17 protein-coding genes and 1 riboswitch are annotated in these 18870 nt (G+C 55.7%); of the genes, 14 read left to right on the top strand and 3 right to left on the bottom strand.

Annotation, left to right across the window (positions count from 1 at the left end):
• Positions 1 to 6 precede the first annotated feature (6 nt).
• The 8 genes from rdgB (at position 7) to rpsU (ending at position 6967) form a co-directional block, all read left to right on the top strand.
• Positions 7 to 585, top strand: coding sequence for an RdgB/HAM1 family non-canonical purine NTP pyrophosphatase (rdgB, locus tag EFB11_RS10795; protein ID WP_122790229.1), 579 nt, complete (start codon positions 7 to 9; stop codon positions 583 to 585).
• A gap of 6 nt (positions 586 to 591) precedes the next feature.
• Positions 592 to 891, top strand: a complete 300-nt coding sequence (locus EFB11_RS10790) for a YhbY family RNA-binding protein (protein ID WP_122790228.1) — start codon at positions 592 to 594, stop codon at positions 889 to 891.
• A 2-nt stretch (positions 892 to 893) separates the two neighbouring features.
• Positions 894 to 1505 (top strand): nicotinate-nucleotide adenylyltransferase, encoded by a 612-nt coding sequence (gene nadD, locus EFB11_RS10785; protein WP_122790227.1) that lies wholly within the window; start codon positions 894 to 896, stop codon positions 1503 to 1505.
• A gap of 20 nt (positions 1506 to 1525) precedes the next feature.
• Entirely contained in the window at positions 1526 to 2101 is a 576-nt protein-coding gene (gene yqeK / locus EFB11_RS10780) for a bis(5'-nucleosyl)-tetraphosphatase (symmetrical) YqeK (protein ID WP_122790226.1), read from the top strand.
• A gap of 24 nt (positions 2102 to 2125) precedes the next feature.
• Positions 2126 to 3700, top strand: coding sequence for an LCP family protein (locus tag EFB11_RS10775; RefSeq protein ID WP_122790225.1), 1575 nt, complete (start codon positions 2126 to 2128; stop codon positions 3698 to 3700).
• Between the two features lie 24 nt (positions 3701 to 3724).
• Positions 3725 to 4093, top strand: a complete 369-nt coding sequence (rsfS, locus tag EFB11_RS10770; protein ID WP_122790224.1) for a ribosome silencing factor — start codon at positions 3725 to 3727, stop codon at positions 4091 to 4093.
• Between the two features lie 125 nt (positions 4094 to 4218).
• Positions 4219 to 6630, top strand: a complete 2412-nt coding sequence (leuS, locus tag EFB11_RS10765) for a leucine--tRNA ligase (protein WP_122790223.1) — start codon at positions 4219 to 4221, stop codon at positions 6628 to 6630.
• A gap of 154 nt (positions 6631 to 6784) precedes the next feature.
• A complete protein-coding gene (gene rpsU, locus EFB11_RS10760; protein WP_122790222.1) occupies positions 6785 to 6967 on the top strand; it encodes a 30S ribosomal protein S21 in 183 nt (60 codons plus the stop codon).
• 328 nt (positions 6968 to 7295) lie between these two features.
• Here the strand turns inward: rpsU and EFB11_RS16890 are convergent, their stop codons facing one another.
• Entirely contained in the window at positions 7296 to 7556 is a 261-nt protein-coding gene (locus EFB11_RS16890; RefSeq protein ID WP_164706731.1) for a pro-sigmaK processing inhibitor BofA family protein, read from the bottom strand.
• A gap of 144 nt (positions 7557 to 7700) precedes the next feature.
• On the opposite strand from EFB11_RS16890, the gene EFB11_RS10750 reads away from it, so the two are divergent.
• Genes EFB11_RS10750 through EFB11_RS10740 form a run of 3 tightly spaced genes read left to right on the top strand, consistent with a single transcriptional unit; the run spans position 7701 to position 13142 of the window.
• The gene (locus EFB11_RS10750) at positions 7701 to 9689 is read left to right on the top strand and encodes a DNA gyrase/topoisomerase IV subunit B (protein WP_122790221.1); all 1989 of its coding nucleotides are present in this window, start codon (positions 7701 to 7703) and stop codon (positions 9687 to 9689) included.
• Between the two features lie 20 nt (positions 9690 to 9709).
• The gene (locus EFB11_RS10745) at positions 9710 to 10879 is read left to right on the top strand and encodes a zinc ribbon domain-containing protein (protein WP_122790220.1); all 1170 of its coding nucleotides are present in this window, start codon (positions 9710 to 9712) and stop codon (positions 10877 to 10879) included.
• A 34-nt stretch (positions 10880 to 10913) separates the two neighbouring features.
• Complete coding sequence (locus tag EFB11_RS10740; RefSeq protein WP_122790219.1) at positions 10914 to 13142, top strand: DNA gyrase/topoisomerase IV subunit A; 2229 nt, start codon at positions 10914 to 10916, stop codon at positions 13140 to 13142.
• Between the two features lie 34 nt (positions 13143 to 13176).
• On the opposite strand, the gene queA is transcribed toward EFB11_RS10740, so the two are convergent.
• Both queA and EFB11_RS10730 read right to left on the bottom strand, forming a co-directional pair.
• Complete coding sequence (queA, locus tag EFB11_RS10735; RefSeq protein WP_122790218.1) at positions 13177 to 14205, bottom strand: tRNA preQ1(34) S-adenosylmethionine ribosyltransferase-isomerase QueA; 1029 nt, start codon at positions 14203 to 14205, stop codon at positions 13177 to 13179.
• 39 nt (positions 14206 to 14244) lie between these two features.
• Positions 14245 to 15612 (bottom strand): SpoIID/LytB domain-containing protein, encoded by a 1368-nt coding sequence (locus EFB11_RS10730; protein WP_122790217.1) that lies wholly within the window; start codon positions 15610 to 15612, stop codon positions 14245 to 14247.
• Between the two features lie 96 nt (positions 15613 to 15708).
• Positions 15709 to 15897, top strand: a riboswitch (Lysine riboswitch).
• Between the two features lie 175 nt (positions 15898 to 16072).
• Here EFB11_RS10730 and asd point away from each other — a divergent pair.
• The 3 genes from asd to dapB are packed head-to-tail and all read left to right on the top strand — an operon-like array spanning position 16073 to position 18859.
• On the top strand, positions 16073 to 17152 hold the full coding sequence (gene asd, locus EFB11_RS10725) for an aspartate-semialdehyde dehydrogenase (protein WP_122790216.1): 1080 nt from the start codon (positions 16073 to 16075) through the stop codon (positions 17150 to 17152).
• A 15-nt stretch (positions 17153 to 17167) separates the two neighbouring features.
• Positions 17168 to 18052: a 4-hydroxy-tetrahydrodipicolinate synthase gene (dapA, locus tag EFB11_RS10720; RefSeq protein ID WP_122790215.1), complete on the top strand. Its 885-nt coding sequence runs from the start codon at positions 17168 to 17170 to the stop codon at positions 18050 to 18052.
• A gap of 45 nt (positions 18053 to 18097) precedes the next feature.
• Positions 18098 to 18859, top strand: coding sequence for a 4-hydroxy-tetrahydrodipicolinate reductase (gene dapB, locus EFB11_RS10715; RefSeq protein WP_122790214.1), 762 nt, complete (start codon positions 18098 to 18100; stop codon positions 18857 to 18859).
• The last annotated feature ends 11 nt before the right edge of the window (positions 18860 to 18870 follow it).

The following is an 18870-nucleotide window of genomic DNA, read 5'->3' as shown; positions in this document are numbered from 1 at the left end:
GACACCATGCGATTTGTTTTAGCGTCCCACAATCAGAAAAAACTGCGGGAACTGGGCGACATTCTGGGCGCGCTCGGCATCGAAGTCGTGCCGCTGCCCGAAGGGGCGCCCGAACCCGAAGAAAACGGACAGACCTTTGAAGAAAATGCGTGCATCAAGGCGCGGGCGGCTGCTGCTTTGACCGGCCTGCCGGCAGTGGCTGACGATTCCGGGCTGTGCGTCGATGCCCTGGACGGGGCGCCGGGCATTTATTCGGCCCGCTATTGCGAGGGTACGGACGCGGACCGCAACGCCTTCCTGCTAGCCAACATGGCCGGACAGGAGAACCGTACTTGCCGGTTCGTGTGCGCGATTGCATGCGTCCAGCCGGACGGCACCGCATTTACCGTCCGCGGCGAATGCGAAGGGCAGCTCTTGCGGGAATGTCAGGGTACAGGCGGCTTTGGATACGATCCGCTGTTTTATGTGCCCGCCTACGGCTGTACCTTTGGCGAACTGCCGCAGGAGGTCAAAAATCAGATTTCGCACCGCGCGCAGGCGCTGAAGCGCCTGGCCGAGCGGCTCAAACCGAATAGACAGGAGTAAAAATACATGTTAACGAGCAAACAACGCGCCCAGCTGCGTAAGCTGGCAAACCCGCTGGCTGTGACCCTGCACATCGGCAAGGATGGCGTGACCGACGGGGTGGTCGAACAACTGAAAGTGCTGCTGGAAAACCATGAACTGGTCAAGGGTAAGGTGCTGGAAAGCGCCATGGTGACCCCGAAGACGGTCGCCGAAGCCCTGTGCGAGGAAACCGGCGCCGACGGCGTGCAGGTGATCGGCACTAAGTTCGTGCTGTACCGGCAGTCCTCGGACCCGGATAAGCGCAAGATCGTGCTGGAGAAATAAGCATGCGCACTGGGATCATGGGCGGCACATTCAATCCCCCGCACTACGGGCATCTGTATGCCGCCGAACATGTGCGGGATGCGCTGGGGCTGGATAAAGTTCTGTTCATCCCCACCAATCTGCCGCCGCATAAAAAAATGCCGGCCGGATCGGCCAATACCGAGCAGCGCTGCGAAATGGTGCAGCGAATGCTTAAAGGGCGGTCCTGGGCGGAGCTGAATACCATTGAGATCGACCGAGGTGGGGCGAGTTATACGGTCGACACCCTGCGTGCGCTCAAAAAAGCAGGCAAGTATGGCGACCTGTTCCTCATCATGGGCACCGATATGCTCATGATGCTCGACTACGGCTGGCGTGACCCGGAGGAAATCTGTCGGCTGTGCACCCTCGCCGTCGTCGCGCGGGAACTGGGACAGCAGAAGGACTTGCAGCAAAAAGCACAGCAGCTTCGTGAAAAATATCAGGCAGACATCCGTTTGGTCGATTGTCCGGTGGTCGAGATCTCGTCCACGCAGATCCGGCAGGGGGAATCGCTCATCGAGATGCTGCCGCCCTCGGTTTATCAATACATCGAGCAAAACCGGTTATACACACACGAAAAGGAAAATTTTTAACGTGAAAGGCGGTTTTTTGAATGTTGTATGATGAGAAAATGCGCAAAGATATCCTTTCCCGGCTGAGTGGATACCGGCTGGAGCACACCCTGGGATGCGAACAAGCGGCCATTGAATTGGGGCAGCGGTTCGGTGAGGATACCGAAAAATGCTCCTTTGCAGCAGTCCTCCACGACATTACAAAACGACTTTCTCGCGAAGAACAGTTGTATTTATGCGATAAATACGGTATAATACCGTGTGATGTTGAAAAAATGGAGTGGAAGATGTTGCATGGCAAAACAGCCGCCGCGATTGCAGAAAAAGAGTACCATGTGCCGGCGGATATTGCTCATGCGATTGCTTACCACACAACAGGTTGTGCGGAGATGACAATGCTCGACAAGATCTTGTATCTGGCCGATTTCATTGAGCCCACGCGGGATTTCAAAGGGGTGGAACCGGCGCGGGCGCTGGCCAAAAAAGATCTCGATCAGGCGTTGCTCTACTGCTTCGATTTTTCGCTCAGCGATTTGATCGAGCGGGGGAAACTCATACATAAAGATACGTTTCAGGCGCGTAATTGGCTGATTCAGCAGGGGGCAACGCGCGCTTGACGGTGCATTAGGAGGCAATTAAGCATGAAAATTTTTGGCGGCGGCGGCTCCAGGCGCGCCCAGAAGGTGGACAAACCGGTGAAACCACAACAAGCAGCCAAAAAAGTAAAGAAACCACTTTCCACCGTGAAAAAGGTCCTGATCGGCTTTTTGATCGTGATCCTGGCGATGGTGACAGCTGGCGGCGTTTGGGCGGCTACCAATATCAAGCCCCCCAGTCTGGCCGATGAACACGTCAACGATGCTACCATCAATGACCCGGAAAACGGCGATGATCCGACCGCCAATTTGAACATGGGTGACCGCATCGATGATTTCTTTACCTTCGTCGTGTGCGCAACCGATATCGACGAAACGCGTACCGATAACATCATGGTGGTTGCATTCGATACCAATGCGCATACGGTCAATGTGATGAACATTCCGCGTGATACCATGTCCAACGTCAATAAGACCGGTGCAAACCGCAAGATCAATGCCGCATATGGCACAAAGAACGGCATTGAACAGACCAAAAAACAGATCAAACAGGTCATGGGCTTTACACCCGATAAATATATGGTCGTCAACTTCCAGGGCATTGCTGATATTGTCGATGCCATTGGTGGTGTCGATTATGAAATCCCGTTCCCGATGATGTATTCCGACCCGGCGCAGGATTTGGAAATCTGCTTCCCGGAGCCGGGTATGCAGCATCTGGACGGCGAAGAAGTGGTAGAGTTCCTGCGCTGGCGTAAGAACGGCTCGGGCTATACCCAGTACGTACCGGAAGAATATCTCAACGGCGACGAAACCCGTATTGCCAAGCAGCAGGAATTTCTGATGTATCTGGCCAAGCAGGTCCTGACCCCGAAGAATGCTTTCAAGGTCAAGGACATTGCCAGCGCGGTTTTTGACAATGTCAAGACCGACATTACCGCAGGCGAAATGCTCTGGCTGGCCGGACAGGCTTTCCAGGTGGATACCAGCACGGGCATCCAGATGTTCACACTGCCGGGCTATTCGGCGATGAGCACCGCTGGCAACAGCACCGAGCTTTCGTTCTATTTCGTTTATGAAGATCAGGCGCTAGAACTGATCAACGAATATTTCAACCCCTATGATAAGCCGATCACCGACCTCGATTTGGTATCTGGCCCGACAAAGGGTTCGTCGCGAAGCGATGATGACGATGATGACGACGACCGAGAGTATTCACGTCCATCGTATAGTGACGACGATGACGAGGATACTTCCTCGAGCAGTTCCAACCGCGACGACGAGGATGATGACAGTGGCTCCAGCTCGTCCGGCGGTTCTTCGGGTGGCTCGTCCAGCGGCGACTCGGGTTCGTCCGGTGGTTCTTCGGGCGGTGACTCGGGCAGTTCGGGCGGTTCGTCCGGCGGCGACTCGGGTTCTTCGGGTGGCTCGTCTGGCGGTGACTCGGGTTCTTCGGGCGGTTCGTCCGGTGGCGATTCGGGCTCGTCCGGCGGTTCGTCTGGCGGCGACTCGGGTTCTTCGGGTGGCTCATCCGGCGGTGACTCTGGCAGCTCGGGTGGTTCGTCCGGCGGTTCGTCTGGCGGCGATTCGGGTGCCTCCAGCGGCGACCCCGAAGCTTAAATTTGCAACAAAGGAGTGCGAAGGATGGAAGCAAAAGAACTTCTGAAATATACCTGCGAAGCCTTGCTCGAACGCAAGGGATGCGATATTGAAGTGCTGCATATTGAGGAGCTCACCACGCTGACCGAATATTTCGTCATTTGCTCGGCGACTTCGACCACGCAGGTCAAGGCTCTGGCCGACAGTGTGGAGTTCCATTTGAAAAATGATCACGGCATCATGCCGCACCATGTGGAAGGGTTTGAATCTTCTTCCTGGATTCTGCTTGACTACGGCAGCATGCTTGTGCATATCTTCCTGCCGGAAACCCGCGATTTCTACCGGCTGGAAAACCTGTGGAAGGATGGCGAGAAAGTCCCGCTGTCTGACCTGGGTGTGAAGGAAGCAGAATGAATATGTAATTCGAAATCAGCGATTGGAAATGGAATACAGAAGCCGATGCTGCGCGGGAGAACATCTGCCGCGCAGCATCCGAATTGTCTGACGCCAATGGCCAATTGCATTAGGGGGCAACACCATTGAACAAGTACGAACACAAACAAATTGAGAAGAAGTGGCAGGACGTTTGGGATGCCAAGGAGTGCTTCGTTGCGCCGCAGGACTTTACCAAACCCAAATTCTACGCGCTCGTGGAATTCCCGTATCCGTCCGGCCAGGGCCTGCACGTTGGCCATCCGCGCTCTTATACCGCGCTCGACATCGTTGCGCGTAAAAAGCGCATGCAGGGCTTTAACGTCCTGTATCCGATGGGCTGGGATGCGTTCGGCCTGCCGACCGAAAACTTTGCCATCAAGAATCACGTGCATCCGGCCGAAGTGACCAAGAAGAATGTCGCGCGCTTTAAGAGCCAGCTCAAGGCACTTGGCCTGTCGTTCGACTGGTCGCGTGAGATCAACACGACCGACCCGAACTATTACAAGTGGACCCAGTGGATCTTCTTGCAGCTGTTCAAGAAGGGTCTGGCGTACAAGAAGGAAATGAGCGTCAACTGGTGCACCTCGTGTAAGTGCGTGTTGGCCAACGAAGAAGTGGTCAACGGCGTATGCGAGCGCTGCGGCAGCGAGGTCGTTCACAAGACCAAGAGCCAGTGGATGCTGGCCATCACCAAGTATGCCCAGCGTCTGATCGACGATCTGGACGATCTGGATTATATCGAACGCGTCAAGATCCAGCAGAAGAACTGGATCGGCCGCTCGACGGGCGCCGAGGTCGATTTCAAGACCACCGAGGGCGATACCCTGACCGTTTACACCACTCGTCCGGATACGCTGTTCGGCGCGACCTATATGGTCATTTCGCCCGAGCATCCGTCCATCGAGGCGTGGGCAGACAAGCTGAAGAACATCGACGCGATTCGTGCTTACCGTGAGGAAGCAGCCCGCAAGTCGGACTTTGAACGCACCGAACTGAACAAGGATAAGACCGGTGTGCGTCTGGACGGCGTGGCGGCGATCAATCCGGTGAACGGCCGTGAAATCCCGATTTTCGTTTCCGACTACGTCCTCATGGGCTATGGTACGGGCGCCATCATGGCGGTACCGGCGCACGATGACCGTGACTGGGAATTTGCCAAGAAGTTCGGCTGCGAGATCATCGAAGTCGTATCCGGCGGCGAGGATGTGCAGAAGGCTGCCTTTACCGCCAAGGACGAGACCGGCATTCTGGTCAACTCCGATTTCCTCAATGGCAAGACGGTCAAGGATGCCATCCCGGCGATGATCGCTTGGCTGGAAGAGCAGGGCATTGGCCGTGCCAAGGTGCAGTACAAGCTGCGTGACTGGGTATTCTCCCGTCAGCGTTACTGGGGCGAACCCATTCCGATCGTCTGGTGTGACAAGTGCGGCTGGGTTCCGGTGCCGGAAGATCAGCTCCCGCTGACCCTGCCGGATGTTGAGAGCTACGAGCCGACCGAGAACGGCGAATCGCCGCTTGCCAAGATGACCGATTGGGTCAACACGACCTGCCCGTGCTGCGGCGGTCCGGCCAAGCGCGAGACCGACACCATGCCCCAGTGGGCTGGCTCGTCGTGGTATTTCCTGCGCTATATGGACCCGCATAACGACAAGGAACTGGCTTCCAAGGAAGCGCTCGAATACTGGTCGCCGATCGACTGGTATAACGGCGGCATGGAGCACACCACGCTTCACCTGCTGTACAGCCGCTTCTGGCATAAGTTCCTGTATGACATCGGCGTCGTACCGACCAAGGAGCCGTATGCCAAGCGCACGAGCCATGGCATGATTTTGGGCGAGAACGGCGAAAAGATGTCCAAGTCGCGCGGCAACGTCGTCAACCCGGATGAAATCGTCGATACCTACGGCGCAGACACCATGCGTCTGTACGAGATGTTCATCGGCGACTTTGAAAAGGCAGCGCCGTGGAGCCCGAAGTCGATCAAGGGCTGTCGTCGTTTCCTCGAGCGTATCTGGAACCTGTTTGAGCAGGTACAGGATGGCGACGCCTATTCGGCACAGCATGAAGTGCTCATGCACAAGACCATCAAGAAGGTCGGCGAGGACATCGAAAACCTCAAGGCCAACACGGCAATCGCCGCGCTGATGAGCATGGTCAATGAGTTCTATGACAAGGGCGTCAATAAGGCCGAGTACAAGACCCTCTTGACTCTGGTATCGCCCTTTGCGCCGCACATCACCGAAGAACTGTGGCAGATGCTGGGTGAAACCAGCGTGCTTTCGCTCGAGCCGTGGCCGTCCTATGAGGAGGACAAGACGGTCGAGTCGTCCATTGAGATCGGTGTACAGGTTTGCGGCAAGCTCAAGGCCACCATCCAGTTGCCGGTCGACTGCGAGCAGCAGGTTGCGATCGATACCGCTCTGGCCAACGAAAAGGTCCAAAAGGCCATCGAAGGCAAGAACATCGTCAAGACCATCGTGGTCAAGAATAAGATCGTCAATCTGGTCGTCAAGTAATTTTCAAATTAAACTTGACAACTGCCTGAAAAAAAGATATAATAAGTTTACGGTTTCGTTTGGATGTGTTTTTATGCCGTAAATTGGATAACAACCATCTGGAAGCTGTGCTTTTAAGCGTACTATTTTGGTTCGCGCGGAGGGAGGGAAAACGATGTCGGAAGTCCGCGTAAAGGAAAATGAATCCTTGGACAGCGCGCTGAGAAGATTCAAGCGTTCCTGTGCGAAGGCGGGTGTGCTTTCCGAGCTCCGCAAGCGTGAGCATTATGAAAGCCCGAGCGTGAAGCGCCGCAAGAAGTCTGAGGCAGCTCGCGCTAAGAAGCGTAAGTACAGATAAAAACTGTCAAAGAATCGATCGGATGCCGGAGGAAACTCCGGCATCTGTTTTTTTATTCATGTCCCGTTCATAATTTCTTGAAAAATCCTTCATAAAACCGACACGATTTTGACACAAAAGTCCGGTAAGATAGAATCAGTTCAAACGAGGACTCCCCCTCCTCGAGAGAACACTCCTTTTATCCCCCTATTTTACCCCTCTTTTTCATCCCCTGTCGGACAACTGACAGGGACTCAAAGGAGATTCCCCTCTCCTTTCCTCTTTTTCAACCACTCTTTTTTACCGAAGCAAAAACGCTTGGACTTGTTCCAAGCGTTTTTGTTTTCCCCTAAAAGAGCAGATGCAAAAGCAGCACCAGAAAAAGGCCGGGCACCCCCAGCACAACGGTCAGCCCCACCGAAAGCCAGTTGATTGTAATCGTCAGTCCGACCAGTGCGCCGAAGACCCCGGCGATGACCAGGCCAATCACCCCGAAACAGGCATTGATCGCCAATTTGATGCCCCAGCGGACAGGCGAAAAAAGCGCGCCCAGCGCAAGCAGGGCAATGAGCGCAAGGGCCGCGTAAAACAGTGCCGTGGTAAGATCCATGCTGTCACCTCCCGGTTTTATGTATATGCCGCGCCGGACAGGCGCATGCTGAGAAAAACAGGGCGTTTGAGCGGCCTGATTTGACGAAAAGTCCATTTGTTGGTATAATAATTTTATCTGTAAATTGAATTGGAGAGGAACTGTATGAAAAAAGCCGAATACGGCAATGAAAGTATATCGTCCCTCAAGGGAGCTGACCGCGTCCGCAAACGTCCGGGCGTTATTTTTGGCTCCGATGGGCTGGAAGGCTGCGAACATGCCGTGTTCGAGATCCTGTCCAACTCCATCGATGAGGCACGCGAAGGATATGGCGACGAAATCACCGTCACTCGCTACGCAGACGGCTCGATCGAAGTACTGGATATGGGCCGCGGTATCCCGGTCGAATGGAACGAAGGCGAGCAGCGCTATAACTGGGAACTGGTATTTTGCGAACTGTATGCGGGCGGTAAATATAAGACCAACGAAGGCGAAAACTATGAGTTTTCTCTGGGCCTCAACGGCCTGGGTACCTGTGCGACCCAGTACGCGTCCGAATATATGGACGTCACCATTTTGCGCGATGGGTTTGAGTACAGCCTGCATTTTGAAAAGGGCGAAAATAAAACCGGCACCAAGGAAGGCTTTGTCAAAAAGCCGTCCACTTCGCGCAAGACCGGCAGCCGCATCCGTTGGCGTCCCGATTTGGAGGTTTTCACCGATATTAACATTCCCCTGGAATATTATCGGGATACCCTCAAACGGCAGGCAGTGGTCAACAACCGGCTGAAATTCATCCTGCGCGACCAGCAGGGCAGCAAATTCCAGACCGAGGAATTTTGCTATCAAAACGGCATCGTCGATTATGTGACCGAACTGGCCGGAGAAAATCCACTCACTTCGGTACGTTTTCTGGAAGCCGAGCGCCGCGGTCGTGACCGCGAGGACAAACCTGAATACAAGACCAAGCTGTCCTGTGCGTTTTGTTTTTCTTCGGCGGTCAGCCGCACCGAGTATTATCACAACTCGTCCTGGCTGGAACATGGCGGCGCGCCCGATAAGGCGGTGCGTTCGGCCTTTGTGTCTGCCATTGATGCGTACATCAAACAAATTGGCAAATATCAAAAGAACGAAAGTAAGATTTCCTATCAGGATGTGCTCGATTCGCTCGTGCTGGTGACCAACTGTTTTTCGACCTATACGTCGTATGAGAACCAGACCAAAAAGGCAATCACCAATAAATTCATTCAGGAAGCCATGACCGACTTTCTCAAGCAGGGTCTGGAAGTCTATTTCATCGAAAACAAGGCCGAAGCTGACAAGATCGCCGAGCAGATTCTGATTAACAAGCGCAGCCGTGAACAGGCGGAAAAAGCGCGTCTGAATATCAAAAAGAAGCTGTCCGGCAATTTGGACGTTTCCAACCGGGTGCAGAAGTTTGTGGATTGCCGCACCAAGGATGTGTCGCGTCGTGAACTGTACATCGTCGAGGGCGATTCGGCGCTCGGTTCGGTCAAGCAGGGACGGGATGCTGAATTTCAGGCTGTCATGCCGGTGCGCGGCAAGATTTTGAACTGCTTGAAGGCCGATTACGGCAAGATCTTCAAAAATGATATCATTACCGACCTGCTCAAGGTGCTTGGCTGCGGCGTTGAGGTGCAGACCAAGGCATCCAAGGACATGTCGGCCTTTGATTTGGACAGCCTGCGCTGGAACAAAGTCATCATCTGCACCGATGCCGATGTCGACGGCTTCCAGATTCGCACATTGATTTTGACCATGCTGTACCGGCTCACACCCACGCTCATTGAAAAGGGCTATGTGTATATCGCCGAATCGCCGCTGTATGAGATCACCTATAAGGGTAAGAGCTATTTTGCCTTTGATGAAACCGAAAAGGCGGCTATTTTACAAAAACTTGCGGGTAAGAAAGTGCTGATCCAGCGTTCCAAGGGGCTGGGCGAAAACGAAGCGGATATGATGTGGGAAACCACGATGAATCCGGCGTCCCGCCGTCTGATTCGGGTCGAGCCCGAAGAAGCCAAACGCACCAGTGACATGTTTGACCTGCTGTTAGGGGATAATTTAGCAGGCAGAAAAGAATATATTGCAGAAAACGGTCACGAATACCTGGATTTAGCTGACATCTCGTAAATCAAGAGGGGGAACAGGATATGTTCTGCACCAACTGTGGCGCAAAACTCCAAGAAAACGCGAAATTCTGCATCTACTGTGGCCATCCGGTGGAAATGGACGAAACAGTTCCGCCGCAGGTAGCCCAATCGACACAGCCTATTCCGCAGCCCACGGAGTCGGAACCACCGGTGCAGACCGAGGACGCTCCGGCATCCACCGAGCAACCGGAAGAATCCACGCAGCAACCCGCGGAGTCCGAAGCATCCGAGCAAATCGAAGAAGTCCCGGCGTCCACCGAGCAACCGGAAGCATCCACGCCGCAGCCTGCGGAATCCGCAGCACCGGAGCCGACCGAAGAAACCCCGGCGTCCGCCGGGCAACCGGAAGAATCCATGCCGCAGCCCGCGGAGTCAAAAACAGCGGTGGAGACTCTGGAGGCTCCGCGCGAATCCGATTTGGACTTGGAATGGGAAGAGGAGGATGAACTGGAGGAAGACATCCCCCTGGCGAGACGCCTGCTACCGCTTTGGATTGGCCTGGGTACGGTTGCTCTGACGGCTGTGGCATTTGCGGTGATTCAGTTCGCGCCAATCGGGCAACAGGCACAAGCGGATGGCTCAGCGGTTGCTTCGTCCTCCAGTAGTGTGTCAGAGCCGGGAGAAACAGACAACCAGGAAACGGATGACGATACCCAGACACCAGACGCATCGGAGGAAGTCACACCGCCGGCGGAAGAAGAAGAGCCAACCATCGTGGAAGAATTCCGCGTTTCCTCTGTTATGACCAATGAAATCCGCGAGCAGGGCGGGAAGTACATCAACCACCGGTTTGATTATACCCTTGCGGTGCCGGATGGTTTTGTCGCCAGCAATGAATTCCAAGGCGGGGATGGGCTTCGTCTGTACAGCGCAGAATATGATATGCGCATCACGGTGTACAGCGGATACCAGACCAGTAAAACGACCGAAGAACTGTTTAACCAGGCCTGTGCGGAAATCCCAGGCACCTTGGGATACAATGCCTACGGGGAGGACTGGTATGCCGTTTCGTCGGGGGATGAAGAAGGCATGGTTCATTACCGCAAATACGGCGCATGGGATGACAAATACCGCGTGATGGAACTGATTTATCCCAAGGCCAACGAAGAAGTGTGCGACCCACTGACCGAAGAACTGGAGGATGGTTTTGTCAGTGGTACGCCCGACTGATAATTTAGCAATTTGTTGAGAGGTTGATTGCCGCATGGCAAAGAAAAAAGATACAGCACCCGCGCGTCCGTCCGGGACACCGCTGGAGCCTACGCCCCAGCCGATCACCGACACGCTGCGGAAAAACTATATGCCCTATGCGATGAGCGTCATCGTGTCGCGCGCCATTCCGGAGATCGACGGCTTCAAGCCTTCGCACCGTAAGCTCCTGTACACCATGTACGAGATGGGGCTATTGAGAGGCAACCGCACCAAGTCGGCCAACATCGTCGGCCAGACCATGAAGCTCAACCCGCATGGCGACAGCGCCATCTATGAAACCATGGTGCGCCTGACCCGCGGCAATGAGGCGCTGCTGACGCCGTTCGTCGATTCCAAGGGCAACTTCGGCAAGGTCTATTCGCGTGATATGGCCTATGCAGCTTCGCGTTACACCGAAGCCAAACTGGACAGCATCTGTCAGGAACTGTTCCGCGACATTGACGCAGATGCGGTCGATTTTGTCGATAACTACGACGGCGAACTCAAAGAGCCGACCCTGCTGCCGACCACTTTCCCCAACATCCTGGTGTCGGCCAATACCGGCATCGCGGTCGGTATGGCGTCCAGCTTTTGCGGGTTCAATCTGCATGAGGTGTGCCGCACGGCCATCGCGTGCATCAAGGACCCGGAGCACGATATTCTGTCCACGCTTCCGGCTCCCGATTTCCCGACCGGCGGCGAGATCATTTTTGACGAAGCCGAGATGCGCAAGATTTACGAAACCGGCCGCGGTTCGTTCAAAGTGCGCGCCAAGTGGGAATATATCAAAAAAGAAAACCTGATCGAAATCACCGAAATCCCGTATACTACGACCATTGAAGCGATTATCGATAAGATCGCGGACCTGGTCAAGGGCGGCAAAATCCGCGAGATTGCCGACGTGCGCGATGAAACCGACCTGAAGGGTCTGAAAATCGCGATTGACCTCAAGCGCGGCACCGACCCGGACAAGCTGATGGACCGGTTGTTCCATCAGACGCCGCTCATGGATTCGTGCTCGTGCAATTTCAATGTGCTCATCAGTGGTATGCCGCGCGTGCTGGGCGTGCGCGGGATTTTGGAGGAGTGGACCGCCTGGCGGACCGAATCGGTGCGCCGCCGCGTGTTCTTTGACCTGAACAAGAAAAAAGACAAGCTGCATCTGCTGCTCGGTCTGAAAACCATCCTGCTGGACATCGACCGCGCCATTCGTATCATCCGCGAGACCGAGGAGGACGCCGAAGTTATCCCCAACCTGATGATCGGCTTTGGCATCGATGAAAAGCAGGCTGATTTCATCGCCGAAATCCGTCTGCGCAACATCAACAAGGAATATATCCTCAAGCGGACCCAGGAGACCGAAGAACTTCAAAAGGAGATCGAACGGCTGGAAGGCATCCTGGCTAGCCGCACCAAGCTGCGCGGCCTAATCATCAAGGAGCTGGAAAACGTCATCAAAAAATACCCGGCTCCACGCCGCGCCGAGATCGTTTACGCCGAGGAGGTCAAGACCTTCGACGAGGACGACCACATCGAGGATTACCCGGTGCTCATTTTCCTGACCCAGGAGGGGTATTTCAAGAAGATCACCCCGGCTTCCTGGCGCATGTCCTCCGAGCATAAGCTCAAGGACGGCGACACGGTTTGTTGGGAGACCGAAACGACCAACAAGCAGGAGATCATCTTCTTTACCAACATGCAGCAGGCGTATAAGGCGCATCTGTATGATTTTGATGACACCAAAGCTTCGGTCCTGGGCGATTATCTGCCGCAGAAGCTGGGCATGGATGAGGGCGAAACGTCGGTCTATGCCGTGCTGCCGGGCGATTACAAGGGCTCGATGGTGATTGTCTTCGAAAACGGCAAGGCGGCACGTTTCTCGCTCGAATCGTTTGAAACCAAAACCAACCGCCGCCGTTTGACCGGCGCCTATTCGGACAAGTCGCCTGCGGTTGCGTTCTTCTATCCGGTGGATGAGGACACCGAACTGACCGCTTTCTCCACCTCGTCACAGGGCCGTCGGGCGCTGACTTTCCGAGCGGGTATGCTGGATATCAAGGCCACCCGTTCGACCCAGGGTGTGCAGGTGGTCGTGCTGCGCGGCAAGCATACGGTCACTCGGGCTTGTCTGGCCAGTGAGGCTGGCCTGAGCGACGAAGCCCGCTACCGCTGCCGGAGCATCCCGGCGCTGGGTGCGCTCTTAAAAGACGAAGATCTGCCCGAACAGCAGATGACACTATAAAAAACAGGCTGCCTGCGGGCAGCCTGTTTTTTCTTTAATACAGCAGCATCGAGTCGCCGAAGGAGAAGAAGCGGTATTCCTCCTGTACGGCCTGCTCATAGGCGTTCATGACCTGTTCGCGGGTCGCAAAAGCCGAAATCAGCATCATGAGCGTCGATTCGGGCAGGTGGAAGTTGGTCACCAGATGGTCAACGACCTTGAACCGATAGCCGGGATAGATGAAAATATCGGTCCAGCCCGACTGCGGACGGACCGAGCCGTCCTCGGCGGCGATGGTTTCCAGTGTGCGGGTGGCCGTGGTGCCGACTGCCCAGATCTTGCCGCCTGCGGCACGGGTATCATTGATGAGTTTGGCCGTATCGGCGTCCATGGTGTACCATTCCGAGTGCATGATGTGGTCGGTGATTTCTTCTTCTTTCACCGGACGGAAGGTGCCTAGACCGACATGGAGGGTGACAAAGGCCAACTTGACGCCCTTTTCCTGGATGCGGGCAAGCAGTTCCTTGGTGAAGTGCAGGCCGGCCGTGGGAGCCGCTGCCGAGCCGGGGGTCTTGGAATAGACCGTCTGGTAACGCTCGGGGTCGTCCAGCTTTTCCTTGATGTAGGGGGGCAGGGGCATGGTGCCCAGCTTGTCGAGGGTTTCCAGGAAGATGCCGTCGTAGTGGAAGCGGATGAAGCGGTTGCCATCTTTGGGGTTGACCGATTCGACGGTGGCAGTCAGCAGACCGTCGCCAAAGGTCAGTTCCACGCCTTCGCGGGTCTTTTTGCCCGGACGGGTCAGGCATTCCCAAAGCCCGTCGCCGTGATCGGTGAGTAGCAGGACTTCAATGGGCGTCGTGCGGCCGACCGCATGACCCATCAGGCGGGCCGGGATGACGCGCGAGTTGTTCATCACCAGACAGTCGCCCGGATTCAGATATTCGAGCAAATCAGAAAAATGACGGTGGGTGACCGAGCCGTCGGCGCGGTCGAGCACCAGAAGGCGCGAAGCGTCGCGCTGCTCGAGCGGATGCTGCGCGATCAGGCGCTCGGGAAGGTCAAAGTAAAAGTCGCTTTTTTTCATGCTGTCGTGCGGGCAAACTGCCCGCGTCCTCCTTTGGTATCAATTGGTGGCGATGGTCACGCCGGTAAAGTAAAATTTCACGATTTGGTCATAGGTAAAGCCCTGTTTCGCCATCGCCAGGGCGCCGTATTGGCTCATGCCCACGCTGTGGCCCCAGCCGGTGCCGTCAAAGGTGAAGCTGCCCGCCGGGGTAGGGGGAGAAGGCGTTGTGGTGCCCGAAGAAACCGAAATGGTCTGTTTGCCCGAACCGGTCAGAGCGGTCTTGCCCGACGCCGAGCCGATGGCGCTGCTTTGGCCGCTGCCGCCGACGGCATACAGGCTGCCATCGATCACCTGAGTGCCGTTGACATACAGCCCGCCGCCCGACGAGGACGAAGAACCTTCGCCGTTGATGGTATAGCGGATGCTGTTCAGGCCAAAGACCGACCGCACGGCGCTGTTTTTGATGGTCACAGACTTGCCGGACGTGTCGGTGACCGTAACTTGGTTGACATTATCCATCGCGGTGCGTTTGGTGACCTGCACAGTGGACACCGTGCCGATCGAATACCCAGCCGATTTGAGCTTGGACGCCACCTCAGATGCCGTTAAAGTAACCGACCAGACGCCATTGGACGCCGACGCTGTGTCCTCATAAGGGTCTTTGACGCCGCGCAGGTAGGAAACCGGGTCACCACCCCAGACGTTTTCGTTGTCCTCGGTCGCGCCGCCGTCCGACGCGAAGAAATAGCCGACCGCCAGCTTGCCGTCTGCCATCAGGATCTGTCCAGCCGTCTGGTCGACAGCGGCATCCGAATTGGCGTTGGCGCGGCTGGTGCCGCGATAGACCTGGCAGTTGGTGGTGTTGCACAGGTCAAAACCATAGGATTTGTGCTTGTTGAGATTGCCGAGGGCATAGGAACGTGCGCACAGCGCCTGCGCCTTGAGCGCCTCGATCGGCCAGCTGGCGCTCATCTCATAGGGGAGCACACCTTTCACATAATCGTCGAGCGCAACATAGTTTATAACAGTCAGCGCACCCGAACTGCTGGCACGCAGCACAAAGTCGCCATAGTATGTATAGTCGCCAAGCTTGGTCAGGCCGCTTTGGCCGCGGATGGCGATATGGTCGCCCGAAGCGGTATAGACCGCAGAACCCGAACTGTCCTTGACCATAAACGACGAAGCACCGCTGGCGGTGATGGTCACGCTGGTGGCCGCTGAAGTTTTGGCGCCGGAAAAGGTGGTGCCGCTGACCGTACCAAACGAAAAGCCGCCGGTCGAAGAAAGGGTCACCGACGATACCGCTGACGAGCCGTAGTACAGTCCCACGCGCAGGATGGTGTCAGAATTCGCAGCCTGCGAGGGGGGCGGCGCATACAAAGCGCACAAAACAAAAGCTAAAATCATGCAAAAAAAGCGTTTCATTGGAGAACTCCTTGCTACATCTATTGACAAAAGGTTGGGCTTCCTCTAAAATAAAGGTGCAAGCCGCACCAAAGGGCGGCAAAATAGAATAAGGTTTCATAAGATAGAGGCGCGGTTTACATCAGTATCAGTCCGGAGGGTCCGCAACCCGGCGAACGATTGAGAAAGGGCAAACCGCCGAAGCCGTTCCCCTGACTGCGGCAGGGCCGTGCTGGACGGGTGGGAGAAGATCCGCCGTGTCTGTCATCAGCGTTTTGGAAATGCCGGTGGAGAGCTATCATCGATGGCAGGGGACTTGTCCCTTCCATTATAGTATAGTGCAGACCGGTTTTTCAACCGGCTTTTTTATTGCTCGGCAATAAAAATACTGCCAAATGCGCTTATCCTGTTTATTATAACCGGCGCGGCCGGGTGGGCTGGCCTGCCTGCACCGTGTCCAATTTGAGGAGGCTATATAAAAATGAAACAGTACAAAGTGGGTATCGTCGGCGCGACCGGCATGGTCGGCCAGCGCTTCACGCTGCTGCTGGAAAATCACCCGTGGTTCCAGGTCGTCGCTCTGGCGGCCAGTGCCCGCAACAAGGGCAAGACCTATGCCGAAGCGGTCGAAGGCCGCTGGAAGATGAAAACCGCGATGCCCGAAAAATATAAGGACATGGTTCTGTACGATGCCACCGCAGACGCCGAGGAGATTGCTTCCAAGGTCGATTTCATCTTCTGCGCGGTGGACATGAAGAAGGATGAAATCCGTGCGCTCGAAGAACGCTATGCAAAGCTCGAGTGTCCGGTGTGCTCCAACAACTCGGCGCACCGTATGACCCCGGACGTGCCGATGATCATTCCGGAAATCAACGCCGACCACGCCGAGATTATCCCCATGCAGCGCAAGCGTCTGGGTACCAAGCGCGGTTTCATTGCCGTCAAGTCCAACTGCTCGATTCAGTCTTATGTGCCCGCTCTGTCGGCGCTTATGGACTTTGAGCCGACCGATGTAGCGGTTTGCACCTATCAGGCGATCTCGGGCGCGGGCAAGACTTTTGAAACCTGGCCGGAGATGGTCGATAACGTCATCCCGTACATCGGTGGCGAGGAAGAAAAGAGCGAAAAGGAACCGATGAAGGTTTGGGGCCATATCGAAGGCGACCACATCGAGCCGGCGGTAACCCCGGTCATCACGGCGCAGTGCCTGCGCGTAGCGGCATCCGACGGCCATATGGCAGCTGCTTTCGTCAAGTTCAAGAATAAGCCGTCCAAGGAAACCATGCTCGAGCGCTGGAAGAATTTCAAGGGTGCCGCCCAGGAACTGAACCTGCCGAGCGCTCCCAAACAGTTCCTGACCTATTTTGAAGAAGACAATCGTCCGCAGACCAAGCTGGACCGCGACCTCGAAGGCGGCATGGGCATCTCCATTGGCCGTCTGCGCGAGGACGCACTGTACGATTATAAGTTTGTCAGCCTGTCGCACAATACGCTCCGCGGCGCTGCGGGCGGTGCGGTCCTGATGGCCGAGCTGTTGTGTGCCAAGGGCTACATGGATTAAACGGAGGTTTTACGTATGAAGAAGCCGGTTTTCACAGGTGCAGGCGTTGCAATCGTTACCCCGTTCAACGAAACGGGCATCAACTACGACGAATTTAAGAGGATCATCGATCATCAGATTGAAAACGGCACGGATGCGATCATCATCATGGGTACCACCGGCGAATCCCCGGCCTGCCCGGAAGATGAGCACGAAGAAGCCATCGCATTCTGCTGCGAATACGTCAATGGCCGCATTCCGGTCGTGGCGGGTGCCGGTTCCAACGATACCCGCACGGCGGTTAAGCTAACCAAGAGCGCCAAGGCAAGCGGCGCAGACGCCGTGCTGTCGGTGACGCCGTATTATAACAAGACCACCCAGGTCGGCCTGATCCGCCACTTTACAGCGATTGCCGACTGCGAGTGCCCGGTCATTCTGTATAATGTGCCCAGCCGTACCGGCATCGGGTTCACCGCCCAGACCTATCAGGAGCTTTCCAAGCATCCGTTTATCAACGGCGCCAAGGAAGCAAGCGGCAATTTCTCGCTCCTGGCCGAAGCGATGGCCCTGTGTGGCGACGAGATGAACTTCTGGTCGGGCAACGACGACCAGATCGTGCCGCTGATGAGCATGGGCGGCAAGGGTGTTATCTCGGTGCTGTCCAATGTTGCACCGCGCGCAGCGCATGACATCTGCCAGTTCTGCCTGGACGGCAAGTTTGCCGAAGCCGCCAAGATGCAGAAGGAATACTTAGATCTTATCAACGCGCTGTTCTGCGAAGTCAATCCCATCCCGGTCAAGAAGGCCATGGAACTGTTGGGCTGGAAGGTTGGCCCGGTGCGTCTGCCGCTGGTAGAGCCCACAGCCGAGCACACGGCACAGATTCAGGCAGCGCTCAATAAGATGGGCTGTAAGATCTAAAACACAGTCCCACGGGAAAGATAGAACGGTCAAGGAGTTCAAAACATGCTGAAAATTGCACTTTCGGGATGCAACGGCCGTATGGGTCGAGTCATTACCGATATTTGTTCTAAAAAAGAGAATATGAAGATCGTGGCCGGTTTTGACGTGAACGCTGTCAAGCTGAGCGATTTCCCGGTCTATGCCGACCCGTTCGAGTTTTCGGGCGCGGCCGATGTAGTCATCGATTTTTCCAACCCGGCTTCGACCAGCCATTTACTCGAATACTGCATCCAGAACCGCACGCCGGTCGTCATCTGCACCACCGGGCATTCGCCCGAGCAGCTGGCGCAGATCGGCGCTGCCGCGGGCAAGATTCCGGTGTTCCGGTCGGGCAATATGTCCATCGGCATCAATCTGATGCTCGATTTGCTCAAGAAGTGTGCGTCTGTCCTGGGTGACGGCTATGATGTCGAGATCGTGGAAGCACACCACAACCAGAAGCTGGACGCCCCGAGCGGAACGGCACTCATGCTGGCCGATGCAGTATCGTCGGCGCTGCCGTACGATGCGCAGTATGAATACGATCGCCACGAGCGGCGCGAAAAGCGCCCGCCGCACGAAATTGGTATCCATTCCATCCGCGGCGGCACCATCGTGGGTGAGCATTCGGTGATGTTCTGCGGCCGTGACGAGGTTATTGAGATCAAGCACAGCGCGCATTCGCGCGAGGTGTTCGCGGTTGGCGCCGTGGATGCGGCGGCCTTCCTGGCCGCGCAGACCGCGCCCGGCCTGTACGATATGAGCCACGTCATCGCAGCCAAGTAAAGAAAAAATCC

It is taken from the genome of Intestinibacillus sp. Marseille-P6563 (assembly GCF_900604335.1).
Classification (GTDB): Bacteria; Bacillota; Clostridia; order Oscillospirales; family Butyricicoccaceae; genus Butyricicoccus_B.
The sequence above is the reverse complement of the archived record's forward strand: the minus strand, read 5'-3'. Positions and strand labels throughout refer to the sequence as shown.

Bases quoted from the DNA above. Each gene is read 5' to 3' on its own strand.
- rsfS (WP_122790224.1), top strand. From the start codon at position 3,725: ATGGAAGCAAAAGAACTTCTGAAATATACCTGCGAAGCCTTGCTCGAA.
- rpsU (WP_122790222.1), top strand. From the start codon at position 6,785: ATGTCGGAAGTCCGCGTAAAGGAAAATGAATCCTTGGACAGCGCGCTG.
- rdgB (WP_122790229.1), top strand. From the start codon at position 7: ATGCGATTTGTTTTAGCGTCCCACAATCAGAAAAAACTGCGGGAACTG.
- EFB11_RS16890 (WP_164706731.1), bottom strand. From the start codon at position 7,556: ATGGATCTTACCACGGCACTGTTTTACGCGGCCCTTGCGCTCATTGCC.
- EFB11_RS10775 (WP_122790225.1), top strand. From the start codon at position 2,126: ATGAAAATTTTTGGCGGCGGCGGCTCCAGGCGCGCCCAGAAGGTGGAC.
- EFB11_RS10745 (WP_122790220.1), top strand. From the start codon at position 9,710: ATGTTCTGCACCAACTGTGGCGCAAAACTCCAAGAAAACGCGAAATTC.
- EFB11_RS10740 (WP_122790219.1), top strand. From the start codon at position 10,914: ATGGCAAAGAAAAAAGATACAGCACCCGCGCGTCCGTCCGGGACACCG.
- yqeK (WP_122790226.1), top strand. From the start codon at position 1,526: ATGTTGTATGATGAGAAAATGCGCAAAGATATCCTTTCCCGGCTGAGT.
- dapB (WP_122790214.1), top strand. From the start codon at position 18,098: ATGCTGAAAATTGCACTTTCGGGATGCAACGGCCGTATGGGTCGAGTC.
- nadD (WP_122790227.1), top strand. From the start codon at position 894: ATGCGCACTGGGATCATGGGCGGCACATTCAATCCCCCGCACTACGGG.
- EFB11_RS10790 (WP_122790228.1), top strand. From the start codon at position 592: ATGTTAACGAGCAAACAACGCGCCCAGCTGCGTAAGCTGGCAAACCCG.
- asd (WP_122790216.1), top strand. From the start codon at position 16,073: ATGAAACAGTACAAAGTGGGTATCGTCGGCGCGACCGGCATGGTCGGC.
- queA (WP_122790218.1), bottom strand. From the start codon at position 14,205: ATGAAAAAAAGCGACTTTTACTTTGACCTTCCCGAGCGCCTGATCGCG.
- EFB11_RS10750 (WP_122790221.1), top strand. From the start codon at position 7,701: ATGAAAAAAGCCGAATACGGCAATGAAAGTATATCGTCCCTCAAGGGA.
- dapA (WP_122790215.1), top strand. From the start codon at position 17,168: ATGAAGAAGCCGGTTTTCACAGGTGCAGGCGTTGCAATCGTTACCCCG.
- EFB11_RS10730 (WP_122790217.1), bottom strand. From the start codon at position 15,612: ATGAAACGCTTTTTTTGCATGATTTTAGCTTTTGTTTTGTGCGCTTTG.